This window comes from Streptosporangium sp. H13245 (assembly GCF_055690525.1).
This window is the reverse complement of the sequence record NZ_JBSZKT010000011.1, coordinates 131,261-148,448: the sequence shown is the minus strand read 5'-3', so window position 1 is coordinate 148,448 and position 17,188 is coordinate 131,261. Positions and strand designations below refer to the sequence as shown.

The 17,188-nt window shown below is 64.8% G+C and carries 14 protein-coding genes; 3 read left to right on the top strand and 11 right to left on the bottom strand.

What is annotated here, in order from left to right; all coding sequences use genetic code 11:
- Positions 1-119 precede the first annotated feature (119 nt).
- The gene (locus ACW9TB_RS19505) at positions 120-686 is read left to right on the top strand and encodes an HIT family protein (RefSeq protein ID WP_472749431.1); all 567 of its coding nucleotides are present in this window, start codon (positions 120-122) and stop codon (positions 684-686) included.
- Between the two features lie 3 nt (positions 687-689).
- Here ACW9TB_RS19505 and ACW9TB_RS19500 read toward each other — a convergent pair whose 3' ends face one another.
- Both ACW9TB_RS19500 and ACW9TB_RS19495 read right to left on the bottom strand, forming a co-directional pair.
- Positions 690-1,355, bottom strand: coding sequence for a class I SAM-dependent methyltransferase (locus ACW9TB_RS19500; RefSeq protein ID WP_472749430.1), 666 nt, complete (start codon positions 1,353-1,355; stop codon positions 690-692).
- A complete protein-coding gene (locus ACW9TB_RS19495) occupies positions 1,348-2,115 on the bottom strand; it encodes a hypothetical protein (protein ID WP_472749429.1) in 768 nt (255 codons plus the stop codon). Before ACW9TB_RS19495 ends, ACW9TB_RS19500 begins: the two co-directional genes overlap by 8 nt.
- A gap of 914 nt (positions 2,116-3,029) precedes the next feature.
- Here ACW9TB_RS19495 and thiL point away from each other — a divergent pair.
- Positions 3,030-4,109 carry a thiamine-phosphate kinase gene (gene thiL / locus ACW9TB_RS19490; RefSeq protein ID WP_472749428.1) on the top strand — a complete coding sequence of 360 codons (1,080 nt, stop codon included), beginning with the start codon at positions 3,030-3,032 and terminating at the stop codon, positions 4,107-4,109.
- A 680-nt stretch (positions 4,110-4,789) separates the two neighbouring features.
- On the opposite strand, the gene ACW9TB_RS19485 is transcribed toward thiL, so the two are convergent.
- From ACW9TB_RS19485 to ACW9TB_RS19450, 8 genes are all read right to left on the bottom strand, one after another.
- Positions 4,790-5,002, bottom strand: a complete 213-nt coding sequence (locus ACW9TB_RS19485; RefSeq protein WP_472749427.1) for a helix-hairpin-helix domain-containing protein — start codon at positions 5,000-5,002, stop codon at positions 4,790-4,792.
- Positions 5,003-5,308: 306 nt separating this feature from the next.
- On the bottom strand, positions 5,309-6,115 hold the full coding sequence (locus ACW9TB_RS19480) for an SDR family NAD(P)-dependent oxidoreductase (protein ID WP_472749426.1): 807 nt from the start codon (positions 6,113-6,115) through the stop codon (positions 5,309-5,311).
- A 439-nt stretch (positions 6,116-6,554) separates the two neighbouring features.
- The gene (locus ACW9TB_RS19475; protein WP_472749425.1) at positions 6,555-8,480 is read right to left on the bottom strand and encodes a discoidin domain-containing protein; all 1,926 of its coding nucleotides are present in this window, start codon (positions 8,478-8,480) and stop codon (positions 6,555-6,557) included.
- Between the two features lie 192 nt (positions 8,481-8,672).
- The gene (locus ACW9TB_RS19470; protein ID WP_472749424.1) at positions 8,673-9,659 is read right to left on the bottom strand and encodes a substrate-binding domain-containing protein; all 987 of its coding nucleotides are present in this window, start codon (positions 9,657-9,659) and stop codon (positions 8,673-8,675) included.
- Positions 9,660-9,696: 37 nt separating this feature from the next.
- Positions 9,697-10,743, bottom strand: a complete 1,047-nt coding sequence (locus ACW9TB_RS19465; RefSeq protein WP_472749423.1) for an ABC transporter permease — start codon at positions 10,741-10,743, stop codon at positions 9,697-9,699.
- A gap of 193 nt (positions 10,744-10,936) precedes the next feature.
- On the bottom strand, positions 10,937-12,601 hold the full coding sequence (locus ACW9TB_RS19460; protein ID WP_472749422.1) for a sugar ABC transporter ATP-binding protein: 1,665 nt from the start codon (positions 12,599-12,601) through the stop codon (positions 10,937-10,939).
- Positions 12,598-14,013, bottom strand: a complete 1,416-nt coding sequence (locus ACW9TB_RS19455; RefSeq protein WP_472749421.1) for an aldehyde dehydrogenase family protein — start codon at positions 14,011-14,013, stop codon at positions 12,598-12,600. The genes ACW9TB_RS19460 and ACW9TB_RS19455 overlap by 4 nt, the downstream gene beginning before the upstream one ends.
- 65 nt (positions 14,014-14,078) lie before the next feature.
- Positions 14,079-14,861 (bottom strand): IclR family transcriptional regulator, encoded by a 783-nt coding sequence (locus tag ACW9TB_RS19450; RefSeq protein ID WP_472749420.1) that lies wholly within the window; start codon positions 14,859-14,861, stop codon positions 14,079-14,081.
- A gap of 175 nt (positions 14,862-15,036) precedes the next feature.
- Between ACW9TB_RS19450 and ACW9TB_RS19445 the strand changes: the two genes are divergently transcribed.
- The gene (locus ACW9TB_RS19445; RefSeq protein ID WP_472749419.1) at positions 15,037-15,585 is read left to right on the top strand and encodes a DUF4262 domain-containing protein; all 549 of its coding nucleotides are present in this window, start codon (positions 15,037-15,039) and stop codon (positions 15,583-15,585) included.
- Between the two features lie 533 nt (positions 15,586-16,118).
- Here the strand turns inward: ACW9TB_RS19445 and ACW9TB_RS19440 are convergent.
- Positions 16,119-17,039 carry an NAD(P)-dependent oxidoreductase gene (locus ACW9TB_RS19440; protein ID WP_472749418.1) on the bottom strand — a complete coding sequence of 307 codons (921 nt, stop codon included), beginning with the start codon at positions 17,037-17,039 and terminating at the stop codon, positions 16,119-16,121.
- Positions 17,040-17,188 lie beyond the last annotated feature (149 nt).

The window sequence follows — 17,188 nt, the reverse complement described above, 5'->3', positions numbered from 1 at the left end:
CCTACCTTGCGTCACAATAATCTTCCAGAGCCGAGTCGCCCGAAATACCAAAAATAGTACAACGAGGCACAGGGAACCACAAACCACTCTCCTTAATTTCAATCGACGGGGGAATTCACATGACCGCAATAACCACGCCCAACAATCGTAAAACCCATGAAAAGCGAGGATCCTCACCCTCCAGCAAGCCCGGCCGCTGCCATAAGTTGTTTTCCAGTATTTTCAGACTTATTTGCTCAAGTATCGGATTGCTGCAAGGGGCGGCCCACAACTCGACAGCCGACGCATGTCTGTTTTGCCACCAGGACAATCCTGAGTTGAACAGGGTGATGCGAGAAAATAGAAGCTTCTACACTCGTTATGACAACTATCCGGCAACGAAGGGGCACGTCGAAATAGTACCGAAGCGACATGTCGTTTCATTTTTTAGTCTGACTTCCAGTGAGATCCGGGCAGCATACTCTCTGATCCGGGATACTCAGGAGGAGCTCAATGCAATTTATTCCCCCGACGGCTACACCATAGGGATCAATGAGGGCATTGCCGCCGGCAGAAGTGTTGATCACTTACATATCCACATAATCCCTCGATATGAGGGTGATGTCCCCGATCCCCGCGGGGGCATACGACAGATAGTCCCGAACTGCAACCCAGAAGCATGGACAAATCCGTTGGCGGAGAGCTAGAAGTCATTTTGTCGCCGTAGCAACGAACCATCCCGGCCTGCCATTATAATGAAATTTTGGAAATTTAAAGCCCGCGGCCGACACACCAACGAGGAAATCCTGTGGGTCGATAAAGGTGAACCATCTAGGCGTCGGCAGGCTTTTCCCAACTCGCCAACCTTCACCTTCGCCTTCTTGCATGCTTATAGCAGTGACTCCTCCGGGAAGCAGCACTCGAAAAATCTCCGCCAGCACCTTTGGCGCTGCCCAGGATGGGATGTGAAGCAAACTGCCACACACCCAGACGCCACCAAAAGTAGCGTCCCCGAAAGGAAGCTCCAGCATGTTGAGCTGAGTAAAGCCAATCCGACCTATCGAGTCGGTAGCTGATCTCGTCCTGGATTGAGTAAGCATGTTTAAGGCGATGTCTGCGGCGACGACCTTTCGCCCACGTGCTGATATAAGTTCGACGTCCCGCCCTCCGCCGGACCCCAAGTCCAGGATTACCGTCGTCTGCGGCACGAGGTCCACGAACGAGATGACCTCATTCTTCAACCCCGGAAATCCTTCATAGCCCCTTGTTGATTCAGCGTATTCAGCCGCGTTCTGCTCATAAGCAGAACGCGTATTTTTTATAGTCAACCCCAAAGAAATCATAGAACCAACCGCCTCCGGAAAACTGCTAGACATCTTGAAACCCTTCCTGCCCGATTAAGATGCTCAAAGAGTTTAGCTCATGCCACAATTGAGGACAATCTAGCTGTGGATAGCCATCCGTAGCGTCCAAGCTGATGCAACCGATGAACTTTGATCTGCCATTTCTAATGGGGGTCGCGAAAACAGCTCCTCGGTGGTTGATCCGGCAGAACTCCTCCCAGTTGAGTCCCATCACTCCATCAGATCCGTGCTCGTCCCGGTAAATGGCAAAACTCGCCTCATCGGTCAATATCCGAGAAAGCTCGGCAACGTTTTTGCCGACCTCCTTGTCGTATTTCCAGCATAGGCCGATCACACCAATGCCTTTTGTGGGGTGAAAGCTTCTTGTTACAGGTGTAGATCCTAGGCGATAGGTCGCGATGCGCAGAAGTTCTCCACTCCGAGGATGTCTCCAGGTACGCTTCTGGCGCCAGATATGCAAGCTAAGATCGCTTATACCGATAGAGGGTCGTGCCCGTTTACCCATACCCAGTAACTGACCGAAAGCGCTCAGTATCTGGCGCTGCATGGTCACTCTGCGCTTTAACCGTGAGCGGTCTGAGAGCGCTTCCCATGGAGTGAGCGCGCCGAACACCCCAACCACAGCGATCAATCCGATCATCACGTAGCTTGCCTGCGCGACAACAGAGTCCCAGAAAGGTTTCGACGGGATGTGATACTGGCGACCGGCCAGGGCGAGGGTCGCCACCAACACGGTGCCCTTATCGAGGACGCGAGCAGTTGAGAGGCGCATGAACGTGTACACCTTTGGGGGGTTTCGGGTGTTTTAGAGGATGACCTAAACGGAAACTCCAGCTATGATAACCGTCTACGGACTTTTGCTTCCTGTACAGCAGTGCATCCATGTGAGACAGATGCCCCGAACGCGAGGTCTGCGACTCCTCCCGCTCAAGCAGTTCCAGGAGGCAGTTTTGTTGGAAGGATACGACGCTACATGCGTTGGTTCCGACCTATGCCAGGAGATTTCGGGCGATCCGTATGTCGATTTTTCGCGCACGTATAACGGAGACCCCCCGAGTCGTCTCATCACGCGTACAGAAAACTTGAGCCTTATCGCAGACTTGTCACCTCTCACGGTAGGCCATCTTCTCTTAGTCTCAAATCGTCACTATTATAGTTTTGCCGAAGTTATCAGGGATCACGGGCAAGAAGTAGAAAATTTACGAAATGCCGTCAGCATCCAATATGAGGTCACCTTTGGCCCCCTCCTTGTTCTGGAACATGGATCCACCGTGGACATGGATCGGTCTGCTTGTATCACGCATGCACATTGGCATTTTTTGCCGATTGACGCAGGAGCGGTTGATCATATAATGATACGCGATGGACTAACAGGAATCTCTCTGGACAGTCCGATGAGTCTGGCCACTCTAGCGTCACTAAAATCACCCTACTTTTATTACCACTCCATCGGTCGAGGCCACATCGTGTACGGACTCGGAAGGAGCATGCGTCGACAATACCTACGGTCGGTGGCCGCCGAAGTTCTTGGTATTCCCGATCCAGAGTGGGACTGGGCAGCTATCATTCGGAAGGAGCTGCTTCGCAAGACTCTCGACAAAACCAGAGATTGGCGATTCGAAGATATCGAATCTACCTGAGAGACGGCACGGCCACCTGCGCTTCCGTTACCATCAATACAGAAAGGTGATCAACTTGGTTGATTCCCTCTCTCCGTCAGATGAACCAACCCGTCTGACCGAGGTCATCTCCTCCATTTTTTCTGGTCAAAGCAAAGACTGGTCCACACGCCTGTCCCAAGGTGGGGGAGCCAAGCTGTTGGTAGGTGCGGACGGCCAGGACGATTGTGCTGTTTTCCGACTCGACGGCCACCAAGAGATCGTCCTAGGATCCGACTATGTACGTGGGTCAAAATTCATGCTTTACGAGTTGGGCCTCCTGGACGAGTATGACGTCGGCTACTACCTGGCCATGGCAAATTTCAGCGACATAGCAGCTATGGGAGCACAACCAATAGCTCTCCTGTCGGTTATTCGCTATCCACGGAGCATGCCTGACGAAGCATTCCGCGCAGTTGTCCAAGGAATCAGTGATGCCTGCGATCACATAGGAGCGCCTAATGTCGGAGGTGACATAGGGACCGCCGAAAGGCTCATCCTTTCGGCAACCGCTGTCGGAACGGCGGACCCAGGGAGCACACTACTACGATCTGGTGCACGGCCTGGTGACCTTCTCTGTATGACGGGCTTTACGGGGGTCGCGGCGGCTGCTCAGAAATACTTCGGCACTCTCAAGCCCAATGGGGCAAAAATCAGTAAGCACAGAGAAGAGGAACTGATATCTGCATGGCGCCGCCCTCTTGCTCGTGTTCGTGAAGGACGATGCCTGGCTTTAAGCGGTTGCGTGACCAGTTGCCAGGATAGCTCGGACGGCTTAAAAGCAACCATCGAATCAATCGCCCGATCAAGTAAGGTGGGATTCGTTGTCGACGAATCAGCAATCCCTGTATCCGACATGGTCGCAGAGATTAGTTCTTTATCAAACACTCCCATCCTCGATGATCTGATCTTTGGCGACTCGGTTGACTTTCAATTGGTCTTCACAGTGGGTTCCACTGAAATCAAGGATCTAAAAGATCTATTTTTATCTGCCGGACTAAGCTTTTACCAGATCGGCTATGCAACAGAAGATCGATCGATTGTTCTACGACGGGCTTCTGGATCGCAAGAAAATCTCCCAGGGGCTCCATGGCGCCACAACATCTAGCAGATGCTCTTATTTCAGCCGATAGGCATGCTGGTTGCCTCGGACATCTTGCTCAGTGTGTTCCGGCGCGATTCATTTCACTATGTGGCCAAACACGAATACCGGCGACAACGCTTCGTAAGCGCGATACCCCCAGTAGCGCTCACCTGCAGCGGACTCGCCCCGGCATATCGGTGGATTGCGGGCGTCAGCATTTTGGACTTCAACGATCCCACCGCGACTGAGGGAGCGACCAGGAATCCGGCTCGCCTCGTAAAGCGACTAGAACCCCATCCCCTCGTTGAGCGCTCCAAAATAATGATGCTAATCACGCCGGTTACCCCGGATGGCTCGCATCTTTTCACCCACGGCATCCATTTGCTAATCCTATTGAGACAACTCAAACATCTTAAATATTCCAATTAGACGCAGGCGGAACATCAACCAAATATTCTATTACCCAATTAGGATAGAGTAGATATTGCCTGTACGGTGAAACCGAAAATCCCCCGGAGTTTTAAGTTTCTTTTCAGGGGATGTCGAGGAGTTGTCATCCACACTGACTCGCTCAGGAAGGGCATTCGCAACTGACGCCCTCATGGCGGTGGAGTCTCCACGGACCTTCTCGGGAAGTTAGGTCAAGATAAGCAGGGTCATCGTGGGCATAACTCTATGTTGCTCAACAGTTGGTCACGGAAAACTCACGCTTCCCGGTCGGCGAAGGCGAGGCCGCGTTCGGCGAGGGCCTCGCGCAGGAGGCGGACGGCCTTGGGACCCACGCCGTGCAGCCGCAGGAGCTCCCGCTCGGTCACGGAGGCCAGCTGGGCGAGCGTCGTGTAACCGGCCTCGGCCAGGGCCCCGCGCGCGGGACGTCCGATGTTGGGGGGTATGTCGTCCTGGCCCAGGGTCGTCATGATGCCTCCTCGCGGAACAGACGGCCGGTCGCCCGGCGTCACGGGGAACACCACGTCACAGGAACACCGCGGTGCGGTGCCGCAAGTCTGGCATTCCCCTACGACAGAACGTCAGGCCCGTGGAGACCGGGTCACCACGGCCGGGTGGAGATCACGGACACCGGACGGCCATGGGCACATGGAGGCCACGGGCATCAGGTGACCACGACCGGGTGGAGATCATGAGCACCGGATGACCACGTGCGCATGAAGGCCACGGGCATCAGGTGACCACGGGCGAGCCGATCCCCACCTCGGCCGGGTGCGTCAGATCTCCTTGAGGAACCCGGCGTCGACGGCGAAGTCGGCGCCGGTGGTGCTCGCCGAGCGCGGCGAGACGAGCAGGGCGATCACGTCGGCGATCTCCTGCGGCTCGACGAGGCGGCCGGTGGTCAGCTTCATCATCTCCACCGCGACACTGTTCAGCACGCTGTCACGGTCGGTTCCCGCCTGCGCGGCGATGATGTCGGCCGCACCGCCCTCCTCGGTCCACCACGCCGTCCGCACGGGTCCCGGGGACACGGTGTTCACCCGGATGCCCTGCGGCGCGAACTCCTCGGACAGCGCCTTGGTGAGGTTGTTCAGACCGGCCTTGGCGGCGTTGTAGTCGACGTTCATCGGGGCAGGCTGCCGGGCACCGCCCGAGGACACGTTGACGATCGAGCCTCCGCCCCGCTGGAGCATCACCGGGACGGCGGCACGGACGGCCCGTACGATCGAGAACAGGTTGAACTCGAACATCGCCCGCCAGTCGTCGTCGGTGGGGGCCATGAACGAGAAGCGCGGCAGGGCCGTACCGGGCGGCGGGCCACCGGCGTTGTTCACCAGGATGTCCAGCCCGCCGAACACCTCCACGGCCCGCGCCACGATCTGGCCCGGCGCCTCGGGGTCGGTCAGGTCGGCCGGTACGTGGAGCAGGTCGGCGCCACCGAGCGCCTCCAGCTCCGGGGTGCTCTTGCGCGAGGCGGCCACGACGCGGACCCCCTCGCCGAGCAGGGTACGGGTGACGGCCAGGCCGATGCCCTTGGAGGCTCCGGTGACGACCGCGACGCGGCCGGAAAGCTGCAGTTCCATGAATTGCCCTTTCGTCATCGGGCCCCGTACGGCGGGAGGGGCCCTGCACGCGAGCAAAGCTATGGCGGGCGTGCGACATCGGGCTGGCGGGTTTCGGACCGGCAACTCACGCTGGATTCGGACCGGTAATCCCCGCCGGATTCGGACCTCCCATCCGGCACGAACGATCCGGCGCGAACGATCCGGCGGGCGTCCGGTGTGAGCATTCCGGGAGTCCGGCGTGAGCACTCCACTGGCCGGTGTGAGCACTTCAACCGTCCGGTGTGAGCACTTCGACTAGCTGGTGTGAGCACTCCGGGCGTCCGGTGTGTCCGCTCCGACCGTCCGGCGCGAGCGATCCGGGAGTCCGGGAGTCCGGTGTGCTCCAGCGTCCGGCGCGAGCGATCCGGCGGGCGGAGCGCCGCGGCGGGGGTGCCCGCCGCGGCGCGTGCCGGTTCGGCTAGCTGGAATAGGCCTCCAGTTCGAAGACGCGGGCCGCGGTATCGCTGTCGCTGGTCGGGGTAAGCACGTTGAGCCGGACGTACCGTGCGCTGACGGGTGTGACGGTGTGGGTGGTGACGTCGGCGGTGTTACCCCGGGCGCTCACGACGTTCGTCCAGGTGGTGCCGTTGGTACTGACCTGGATGTCGAAGTCTCGGGTGTTCCAGCTCGGCTTCTCACCGCCCGCGCCGGAGTGGCGCACCACGAACCGTCCCACCTGCGTGTTCGACTGCAGGTCGACCTGGAGCCACTTGTTGGCGCCCAGCCCGCACCACTTGTCGGAGTTGCCGCCCGTCCAGCTGCCGTTGACGGCCTTGGCGGGAGCCTCGTTGGCCGCGCACTGGTTGCTGGCGGTGGCGGGCTTGTTCAGCGCGAGGTTGGTGACCGGCTGCGTCGTCTCGGGCACGTAGAGACGGATGTCCGTCAGGCTCGCGCTGCCCTCGTAGACGTTGGTGTAGAGGTCGCCGATCACGAAGTAGTCGGGATACTGGGAACCGGCCGGCCACTGGTTCGGCCAGGACGCGCTGCCGTTCACGTCGTTCTGGACGAGGGTGGCGTTGTAGCGGCCGTCGTACTCGCCGGGCTTGACGTTGTAGTGCCAGATCGGCGCGTTGTTGACGATGAAGGGGCGGTGGAAGCGGATCGTCTTCTGCCCGACCCTCGCGAAGTTGCCGCTGGCCTCAAGGACGTAGCCGGTGGCGTCGCGCTCGATGGCGAAGGTGTACGACTGGTTGGGCATCAGCTCGGGCTGGATCTCGGCGGCCGACGACAGCTGCTGCTCGGCCACGCCACCGGAGCAGTTCGTCATGAACCACTGGGAGTTGCCCGCGAGGCCGCCCTGACCGGGGGTCCAGTTGGGCAGGCCGCTGATCCACATGTTGACCGTGTTGAAGTTGCCGTCGCGGTAGTTGTAGTACTGGTTGGTGTTGGAGTTGCAGACCCGCCCGCCGGTGCCGCTGCCGACCCGGTCGGGGTGCTGGGAGAAGGAGTCCATCAGCACCTTGCGGCGGTAGTGCCAGAAGTGGTTGTTCCTCGGGGCGGGGTTGGCGAAGTCCACGATCGACATGAAGTGGAAGCCGTTGTAGCCGTACGGGCCTGATCGCACGTCCTGCCACTCGCAGTAGGGCGCGGCGGCGTTACCGCTCCAGCCGGGGCTGCGGGAGCCCTCGCCCCAGGGGTGCTGGGTCTTGCATCCCTGGGTGCTGTAACCGTTGACCTTGCCGTTGTACTCGATCGAGCCGTTCCGCTTGCCGCCGAAGTCGATGGTCTTGAGCTTGTACTCGACGCGGTACTGGTCGGGCAGCTTGTTGGTGGGCCGGAAGATCGCTCCGCCGGTGTGGTCGGGCACGTTCAGCACCGCCGCGGGCGCGCCGCCCACCGTCGCGGTGGTGATCGACGGCGGCGACTCGATGACGCCGTCCTTGTTCCAGTCGCGGGCCGAGAGCGAAGCCGTCAGCCAGCCGCCCTGGCCGACCGGGAACTCCTTGCGGTAGGTGGCGAAGGAGTTGAACGCGGTGGTCCAGGCCGGCCCGTAGTCGTTGCGGTACCACTGGCCGGAGTCGTCCATGATCGTGTCGAACGGGGTGGTGTAGTTCTCCCTGACCCACGGCGCGTTGCCCGTGTTGATGGGGGCGGAGAAGTTCTCGGAGTGCAGCAGGGTCCAGGCCGCGGCGCTCTTCGCCGCGCCCGCCTTGGCCTGCGTGCCCGGCTTGGCCGACGTACTCGGGCTGCTCGGGCTGCTCGGGGTGCTGGAACCGCCCGGACTGGGGGTGGCGGTGTCACCTGTCGCGGGGGTGCTGACCCCGAACGAGGTGAGTGCCACGACGGTCGTGGTGACCGCGGCGAGGGCCGCCTTGCGCGCGGCCCCTCTGACGTTTCTTCGCATGGGTTACGTGCCCTTCACTCGACGAGTAAGGCATTGCTCGTGCCTGAACGCGACCCGCGTCCTCGCGGGTGTCCGCACCTCCGTTCCGATACCGGGCGACAACGGGTGGCGTCGCCGACCGCCACCCGTCCGCCGTTCACACCGGCTGTGCTCCGCGAGCCGTCCCCCCGGACGGTCGCGGAGCGGAACGGCTTAGAAGCCGCCGTTCGGGTCGAAGTACTCGGCCGCGTTCTCCTTGGTGACCCTCGGGGAGGGCACCACGGTGTCCTTCTCGACCTTGGCCCCGCTCAGGATCTCGACCGCGCGGTCCAGGCCCATCGCGCCGATGATGTCCGCGTCGTTCAGGCCGGTCACCAGGTAGTTGGTGCCGTCGAGGATCGCCTTGAGCGCCTCGGCCTGGCCGTCGACACCCGCGATGACGATCTGCTTGTCCTTGCCCGCGTCCGCGATGGCGCGCTGCGCGCCCAGGCACATCGCGTCGTTCTCGCAGAACACCGCGACGAGGTCGGGGTTGGTCGCCAGCAGGCTCTCCATCACGGTCAGGCCGCCGTCGGATCCCCAGTTGCCGAAGTCGGGGGCCTCGACGAGCGTGATGCCCGCGGTGCTGCCGAGCACCGACTTCACGCCCTCGGTACGGGCCAGGCCGATGCTGTTGTCGGCGGGACCGCCCTTGATGATCGCGACCTTGCCGCCCTTGGGCAGCTTCTCGGCGAGGAACTGACCGTTCTGCACGCCGATCGCCTTGTTGTCCGGGCCGATCCAGCTGGTGTACTCGCCGGTCTGGAACTTACGGTCGACCAGGACCACGGGCTTGTTCGCCGTCTTGGCCGCGTTGAGCGCCGCGGGCGCCGACTCCAGCGGGCCGCCGGAGATGATGATGGCGTCGACGTTCTTGCTCAGCAGGTCCTCGACGTTGGAGGCGAGCTTGGCCGCGTCGCCGTTGGCGTCGGTGCTGATGACCTCGATCTTGCCCTTCTTCTTGGCCTGGGCGGCGATCGCCTTGTCCATGCCGCTGAAGTAGGGGCCGCTCAGCATGAAGTTGGCGACGCCGATCGTGTAGGAGCCGTCACCGGAGGCGGAGGCGGCGGTGGTGGGCTCGCCCTCGCTGGACGAGCAGGAGGCAAGGCTGAGAGCGAGAAGGCCGGTGGCCAGCAGGCTGGTGAATTTCTTAGTGTTCATTTCGGTATACCTCGGGGGGAGTTGTGGAGCCGGTACGTCAGGTACGCGTCTGGTTGGCGCGCTGGACGAGGATGACGGCGATGATGATCAATCCCTTGAGCACCTGTTGCCAGAAGCTCTGCACGCCGTACAGGTTGAGGAGGTTGTTGATCAGTACGAGGACCAGGACGCCGCCGAAGGTGGCCTTCGCGGACCCGCGCCCGCCCGCCAGGCTCGCCCCGCCGATCACGCACGCGGCGATCGCGTCGAGCTCGAAGGCCACCCCGACGCTCGGCTGGGCGATGCCCACCCGGCTGGCCAGGATGACGCCGGCCAGCCCGGCGCACGCGCCGCTGATGGTGTAGGCGAGGACCACGTGCCTGCGCACGTTGATGCCCGCGAGCCGCACGGCCTCGGCGTTGCCGCCGATCGCGACGATGGAGCGCCCGGCGGGGAAGCGGGTCAGGAACAGGCCGCCCACCAGGAACACGGCCAGCATGATCACCGTGCTCAGCGGGACGGGACCGATCATCGCCGAGCCGAGGGTGAAGAACGCCGGGTCCTCGGGGGTGATCGGCACCTCGGAGTAGACGAACGCCAGACCCCTGATGGTGGTCAGCGCCGCCAGGGTCACCACGAAGGGCGCGAGCCCGAACCGGGCGACGAGTATGCCGTTGACCAGCCCGAACCCGATCCCGCAGGCGATGCCCACGACCGTCGCCATCGGGATGGGGAGGCTGGAGACGAGACCGGCGGTGATGATGCCGGAGAAGGCCACCACCGACCCGACCGACAGGTCGATGCCGCCGGTGAGGATCACCACGAGCATGCCGTACGCCAGCAGGCCGGTGGTGACCATCTGCTTGAGCAGGTTGGTGAGGTTGGTCGGGGTCAGGAACGTGTCGGAGGTGAGCGCCGCCACCGCGACGAGCGCCACGATGAGCGTGACGAACGCGACCTGCGCGGTGACGTCCCGCCCGGCCAGGACCAGCCGGGGCCACCTCCCGGACACCGGGGCCGCCGGACCGGCGGGCGCCGGGGCGGGAGAGTCCTTGGGGTTCGGAGCGGTGGAGGCCCGCGCGGGCCCGGCCGGTTGCCCGGTCACGCGATCCCCCCGGCCTCGGCGAGCCGCCGGGTCGTCCGGTCCCTACGGACCGATCGGGCCGTGTCGTCGCCCCGGACCAGCCGGGCCGTGTCACTGCCTTGAACCGATCGGGTCGTGTCGTCGCCCCGGACCGGCCGGGTCGTGTCGTTGCTCCGGGCTGGCCGGGTCATGCTGTCCCTCCGGGGTGAGCGGGTCATGCTGTCAGCCCGATCGAGTGGGCGAGGATCTCGTCCTCCGTGGTCTGGTCCGAACGCAGATCGCCGGTGATGCGCCCCTGGTTCATCACGAGCACCCGGTCGGTGGCGCCGAGCACCTCCGTCAGGTCCGAGGAGATGAGCAGGACGGCGAGGCCCTGCCGGGCGAGGTCGTCGATCATGCGGTAGATGTCGACCCTGGCCGCCATGTCCACGCCGCGGGTCGGCTCGTCGAGGATGAGCACCCGCGGTTCGGCCAGCAGCCACTTGGCGAGCACGGCCTTCTGCTGGTTGCCTCCGCTGAGGTTGACCACCGGCATCGAGGCGCACCCCGGGGGCTGGATGCCCAGCCGGTCGATCATCTCGGCGACGTTCCTGCGCCTGCGGCCCGTGTCGATCAGCGGGCCCCTGGTGGCCGAGTACAGGGTCGTGAGCGTGATGTTGTCGAGCACGCTCATGCCGAGTACCAGGCCGGTGCGCTTGCGGTCCTCGGTGACGAGCGCGAGCCCGGCCGCGATGGCCTCGGCAGGCGTACGGAAACCGACGGCACCGGACCGTCCGCGCCCCCGGCCCGCCGACTCGACACCGTCACGCGTCCGGCCCGCCGACTCGACACCGTCACCGTCACGCGTCCGATCCACCGCCCCGGCACCGTCACGCGTCCGATCTGCCGACTCGACACCGTCACCGACATCGGCGCGCGTCCGATCCGACGACTCGGCGCGCGGTCCGACGTGCACCTGGCCCGCGGACGCGGGCTCGGCGCCGAAGACGCATCGGGCCAGCTCGCTGCGGCCGGAGCCGACCAGGCCGAACAGGCCGACGATCTCCCCCGAGCGCACGGAGAACGAGACGTCCTCGAACTCGCCGCCGCGCGTGAGCCCGGAGACGCTGAGCCGTACCTCGCCGTGGCCCGCGCGCCGGTCGGGGTAGATCTGTTCGAGGCGGCGGCCCGCCATGAGGCGGATCAGCTCGTTCTCGCCCGTACGGGCGGGTTCGGTCGTCTCGACGATCCTGCCGTCCTTGATCACTACGATCGAGGTGGCCAGCTCCAGGACCTCCGCGAGCCGGTGGGAGACGTAGACGACCAGCACCCCGCGCTCCTGCAACCGTCTGATCAGCGCGAACAGCGACTCAAGGTCGCTTCCGGCCAGCACGGCGGAGGGCTCGTCGAGCACGAGCACCTTCGGCTCGTCCACCAGCGCCTTGGCGATCTCCACCATCTGCTGCCTGGCCACCGTCAGGCGGCCCGCGATGGTACGCGGGTCGATCGCGCCGAAGCCGATGCTCTCCAGCAGTTCCCCGGCGCGGGCGTGCGCCGCCGTCCAGTCGATGAACCCGCCGCGTTTCCTGGGGAAGTGCCCCATCAGCAGGTTCTCGGTGACCGACAGCTGGGGTACCAGGGTCAGCTCCTGGTAGACCGTGCGGATGCCCCGGGCGTGCGCGTCGTGCGGCGAGCGCAGCTCGACCCGCTCGCCGTCCATCCACATCTCGCCCGCGCTCATGGGCTGGGCACCGGCGAGGATCCTGATCAGGGTCGACTTGCCGGCTCCGTTCGCGCCGACCACGGCGAGGACCTCGCCGGGGTGGCCCACGAGGTCCACCCCGTGCAGCACCTCGACGCCGCCGTAGTCCTTGCGGACGCCCCGGAGCTCCAGGCTCATTCGAAGGCCTCCATGACGATGACCGTCTTCTGCCGGGTGAAGTCGAGGACGGTCTCGTGCAGGCCCTCTCGGTAGCCGCCGGTGTCCTTGGTACCGCCGAAGGGCAGGTTCTCGGCGCGCAGCGCGGTGGACCCGTTGATGACGACCCCGCCGACGTCGAGGCGCCGCGCGATGCTGAACGCCCGCGAGACGTCCCGGGTGAACACCGCGGCGTGCAGGCCGTACGGGGACTCGTTGGCCATCCGCACCGCGTCGAGAGGGTCGGAGAAGCGGGCGACGGGCGCCACCGGGCCGAAGATCTCCTCGGCGAAGGTGGGGCTGCTGGCGGGCACGTCGACCAGCACGACCGGGTCGACGAACGCGCCGCGCCTGCCGCCTCCGGCGGCGAGCGTGGCGCCCTCCCCGACGAGCCTGCCCACGGCGGCCTCGACCCGCTCGGCGGCCTCCTCGGCGATGAGGGGGCCGACGTCGGTCTCCTCAAGCAGCTGGTCGCCCACGGAGAGCTTGGCCGTCTGGGCGAGCAGCGACTCCACAAAGGCGTCGTGGATGCCGTCCTGGACGTAGACGCGTTTGACCGCGCAGCAGATCTGCCCGTTCCCCCTGGCCAGGCGGCCGAGGACGACGGCGCGGGCGGCCTCCTCGGCGTCGGCGTCGTCGCAGACGATGAGCGCGTCGTTCCCGCCGAGTTCCAGGAAGACCTTCTTCAGGGTCGCGGCCCCGAGGCGGGCGATCTCACGGCCCGCCGCGGTGCTGCCGGTGAGGCCGACCGCCGCGATCCCGGGGTGCTGCGCCAGCGCCTGGGACACCTGGACGCCCCCGGTGACCAGCTGGTGGGCGTGGGCGGGCGCACCGGCCCGTTCGACGAGCTCGGCCACCCTGACCAGGGCCAGCGGGCAGCGGGCGGGCGGCTGGACGACGACGGCGTTGCCCGCGGCGAGGGCGGCGGCGGCCTTGTGCGCGTACAGCTCGACCGGGTAGTTGAACGGGACCAGCGCCGCGACGACGCCGAGGGGCTCGCGCATCGTCACCGCGAGGTGCCGCTCCAGGCCGGGTACGGCGTCGAGCGGGATCTGGCGGCCGAAGAGCCTGGTGGCCTCGCCCGCGTACCCGCGGAAGATGCGGATCGCGGCGTCGACCTCGCCCCGGGTCTGCTGGACGGGCTTGCCGTTCTCGGCGGCGAGCAGCGTGGCGAGCTCGTCCCGCTCGGCCTCGATCAGGTCGGCCACCCGGCGCAGGAGGTCCGCGCGCTCGTGGGCGGGCATCGCCGCCATCGCCCGCTGGCCCTCCTGGGCGGTCTCGACGACCGCGGCCACCCGCTCCGCGCTCGCCGCCTCCACCTCCCCGAGCTGCTCGCCGGTGCCGGGGTTGCGGACGGTGATGACGGAGGCGTCCGGCGAGGTGAGAGCGGACATTCGTTGCACTTCCTTCCATACAAGCCTTGCGGTACAAGCTTCATGACCCTTTGGAAAGGGCGAGGTCAGGCGGGTTTGCGCGCCCGGGGAGCGGCGTAGCCGATGCGGCGGCCGATGTCAGCGGCCATGCCGAGCGCGACCGGCGCCAAGCGGTGGCAGTCGCCGAGGCTGAACCTTCCGGCCGGTGCGGACACGCTGAACGCCCCCACCGGACGGCCGGAGGCGTTCATGATCGGCAGGCCGATGCAGCGCACCCCCTCCTCGTTCTCCTCGTCGTCGATCGCGAAGCCCTGGTCGCGTACGGTGTCGAGCTCGGCGAGCAGCGCGTCGCCGGTGAGGCTTCTCGGGGTGCGGGGCTCCGCCTGGAGGGCCAGGATCTCGGCGCGGCGCGGCTCGTCCAGGAAGGCGAGGACCGCCTTGCCCATCGCGGTGCAGTGCAGCGGTACGCGACTGCCGATCCGGGAGACCAGGCGCACCGACTTGGCGCTCTCCACCTTGTCCACATAGACGATGTGGTGGCCCACCGGGACCCCGAGGTGGACGGTCTCACCGCTGATCTCGACCAGCTCGGCGAGGTACGGCTGCGCCGCGGCGCGGAGCCCGTCCTCCTCCAGGTAGCGCCCGGCGAGGGTGATGAGGGTGACGCCGAGCCGGAACACCCCGGCGGCGTCCCGCTCCAGGACGCCCAGTTCAAGCAGCGAGATGGCATAGCGGTGAGCGGTGCTGACGGCCACGCCGGTGTGCGCCGCGAGCTCGCCCAGGGTCATTCCCGACTGACCGCTCCCGGACACCGCGCTGATCAGCTCAAATGCCTTATCGACGCTTGATGATTTCCTACCGCTCTTCATTCGAGTTACTCGAATCTATTTTCAGATATTTGTAAGATTTTTGCGATAGTTACATCGGCGATAACGGCTGTCAACCCTCGCGCACAAATACCTCCCGTACCGAGTGAGGTCCGAGCGAGGCGAGTGCTACCGGACTTGAAGGCATGAACAACCACAAAGCACTACGATCAGGCATATGTTCCACCAGAACGCGTGCCACTGCCTGCTGTGCGCCGAGCAGGACGAGCAGGAGGCGCCTCTCGACGAGGCCGACCTCAGGACGATGCGGAGCGTCCGGGATCACGGGTGGGCGGTCGTCATGGTCCCGGAGGACGAGAACGGGCCCGGCTGGGCGTTCACCGTCGGGCTGTGGCACACCCTCCGCTCCCCCGAGGTGGCCATGTTCGGTCTCCGCGTGGACGTGATGGGCGACTGCCTCGACACCCTGGCCGACGAGATCGCCGCCGGGCGTCATCTGGTCGAGGACCGGGAGCGGGACGACGTGATCAGGAACTACCCGGTCGTCGCGAAAACGGTGGACGCGAGCTGGTACCGGTCGCTGTTCGGCACGGCGCTGCACTTCTACCGGCGGCCCCCGCTGGCCTTCATGGAGGTCGTCTGGCCGGACGCCGCGGGCCGCTTCCCGTGGAACGACCGCTGCGCCCCACGCCTCCGCGAGCTCCAGCCCGCCCTGTGGATCCCGAAGGACGACCACGCCCCGGGCCCCTGGACCAAACTTCCCTGACGGAACCGGAGGCGGACCAGGACCGGGAGCGGGAGCGGCCCGAGGAAGGGAGCCGGGAACCGGGAACGGGAGCGGCGTGGCGGCACCCCGGCCCCGTTCCCGTACGTCATCACCGTGAACCCTAGGTCATTTTCCCAAGCTGTCGAACAGTCCTCCTCAAACAACCTCCATTTTATTTCCAAAGGCGAAAACGGAGCCCGAAAAATCGGAAGTGACGTCAAGCACCGCGTTTCGCATACCGGACGCACTTCTTTCCGCCGTTTGTCACCGCGCATCTCACCGCCAGGCGCGTGAGGGGTCGCGGATTCCGAAAAGACTCCCAGCTGGCATAACGCCCGGCCTGCCGCTGAAAGGAAGGCCCGACGTGACCGCCCGCGGCGATACGTGGCGCGTAGAACTCCAGTAGGCAGCGGAGGTCCATGGTCCTCACCGCGTGCGGCGGGAAGTCCTCCGCCGAGATGCCGTTGGCCTCCGCCTCCGCCTGACCGTGCGGGTGGCGGAGTCCCGAAGATCCGGCAGGCGGCCGAGGACGCCTACGAGGACTGGCGCACGCCGGTCCGCGACAGGCTCGGCCGCGCCGGTTTTCTGAGCATCTCGGTGAGGGCCGAGATGCTGTGGTCGCCGTGGCCCGCCTCGGCCGCCCGCCTCACCAGGTCATTCAGTGGGGCGAGCCAGGCCGTGTCGACGTTCGTCTCCTTGGCCAGGTCCTCGTCGTGGGCCGCCCCGGCCAGGAAGAGGTTCACCGAGGAGGCGGCGTTGGTGTAGTCACCACTGTCGATCTCCTTGGCGTAGATCGGCAGCAAGGACCTGATCATGTCCAGCCACCTGCCGGCGAACCGCACCATGGAGGCCGCCTCCAGCCCGCGCGCCTGGACGGCGGCGGCGCCCTGGAAGAAGCCGACGAGAGCGGGCAGCAGGATGGCGCCCACCGCCATCTCGTACAGGGCGGCGAGGTCGGTCTCGGCGCCGAGGTGGACGGTGTCGCCGCCCAGCACCTTCAGGGTCGTCTCGAACTCCTCGAAAACGGCCCTGTCGCCGCTGTAGTACAGCAGGGTGTCCGGTGCCCCCACGGCCGAGGGCACGTTCTTGACCGCCCCGGCCAGGAACCGGGCGCCGTGGTCGATGGCCCAGGCGGCCATCTCGCGGGCACCCGCCGGGGAACCGCTGTTCAGGGTGACAAGGGCCCGCCCGCGCAGCGACGCGGCAGCCGGCCGCAGGACCGCCCGGATGTCATCGAAGGTGGTCAGGCAGGTGATGACCAGCGGACTCGCCGCCACCGCGTCCTCGACGGCCTCCGCGTGCCCGGCTCCCATGGCGACGAGGGGCCCGGCTTTGGCGGAGGTCCTGTTCCAGACGGTGGCCGGGTGTCCGGCCCGGATGAAGGCCTCGGCCAGTGCCCTGCCCATCGAGCCCAGGCCGATGACGGTCACCGGTGTCACGTTCTTCTCGGTCATATGCATAACTCCAGCCACAGGGATAAGGAGGTGAGCGGGCCATTTGGAGACCCTCGTGGTCTTGGCGCGGCGCCTGGTTCATGCTGGCCGGAGTACTGATATTTTCTCAAGTACCGACAATTTTGTCAGATACTGATGAAAATGTAAGT

Bases quoted from the DNA above. Each gene is read 5' to 3' on its own strand.
- ACW9TB_RS19505 (WP_472749431.1), top strand. From the start codon at position 120: ATGACCGCAATAACCACGCCCAACAATCGTAAAACCCATGAAAAGCGA.
- ACW9TB_RS19500 (WP_472749430.1), bottom strand. From the start codon at position 1,355: ATGTCTAGCAGTTTTCCGGAGGCGGTTGGTTCTATGATTTCTTTGGGG.
- ACW9TB_RS19495 (WP_472749429.1), bottom strand. From the start codon at position 2,115: ATGCGCCTCTCAACTGCTCGCGTCCTCGATAAGGGCACCGTGTTGGTG.
- ACW9TB_RS19485 (WP_472749427.1), bottom strand. From the start codon at position 5,002: ATGACGACCCTGGGCCAGGACGACATACCCCCCAACATCGGACGTCCC.
- ACW9TB_RS19480 (WP_472749426.1), bottom strand. From the start codon at position 6,115: ATGGAACTGCAGCTTTCCGGCCGCGTCGCGGTCGTCACCGGAGCCTCC.
- ACW9TB_RS19475 (WP_472749425.1), bottom strand. From the start codon at position 8,480: ATGCGAAGAAACGTCAGAGGGGCCGCGCGCAAGGCGGCCCTCGCCGCG.
- ACW9TB_RS19470 (WP_472749424.1), bottom strand. From the start codon at position 9,659: ATGAACACTAAGAAATTCACCAGCCTGCTGGCCACCGGCCTTCTCGCT.
- ACW9TB_RS19460 (WP_472749422.1), bottom strand. From the start codon at position 12,601: ATGAGCCTGGAGCTCCGGGGCGTCCGCAAGGACTACGGCGGCGTCGAG.
- ACW9TB_RS19455 (WP_472749421.1), bottom strand. From the start codon at position 14,013: ATGTCCGCTCTCACCTCGCCGGACGCCTCCGTCATCACCGTCCGCAAC.
- ACW9TB_RS19450 (WP_472749420.1), bottom strand. From the start codon at position 14,861: ATGAAGAGCGGTAGGAAATCATCAAGCGTCGATAAGGCATTTGAGCTG.
- ACW9TB_RS19445 (WP_472749419.1), top strand. From the start codon at position 15,037: ATGTTCCACCAGAACGCGTGCCACTGCCTGCTGTGCGCCGAGCAGGAC.
- ACW9TB_RS19440 (WP_472749418.1), bottom strand. From the start codon at position 17,039: ATGACCGAGAAGAACGTGACACCGGTGACCGTCATCGGCCTGGGCTCG.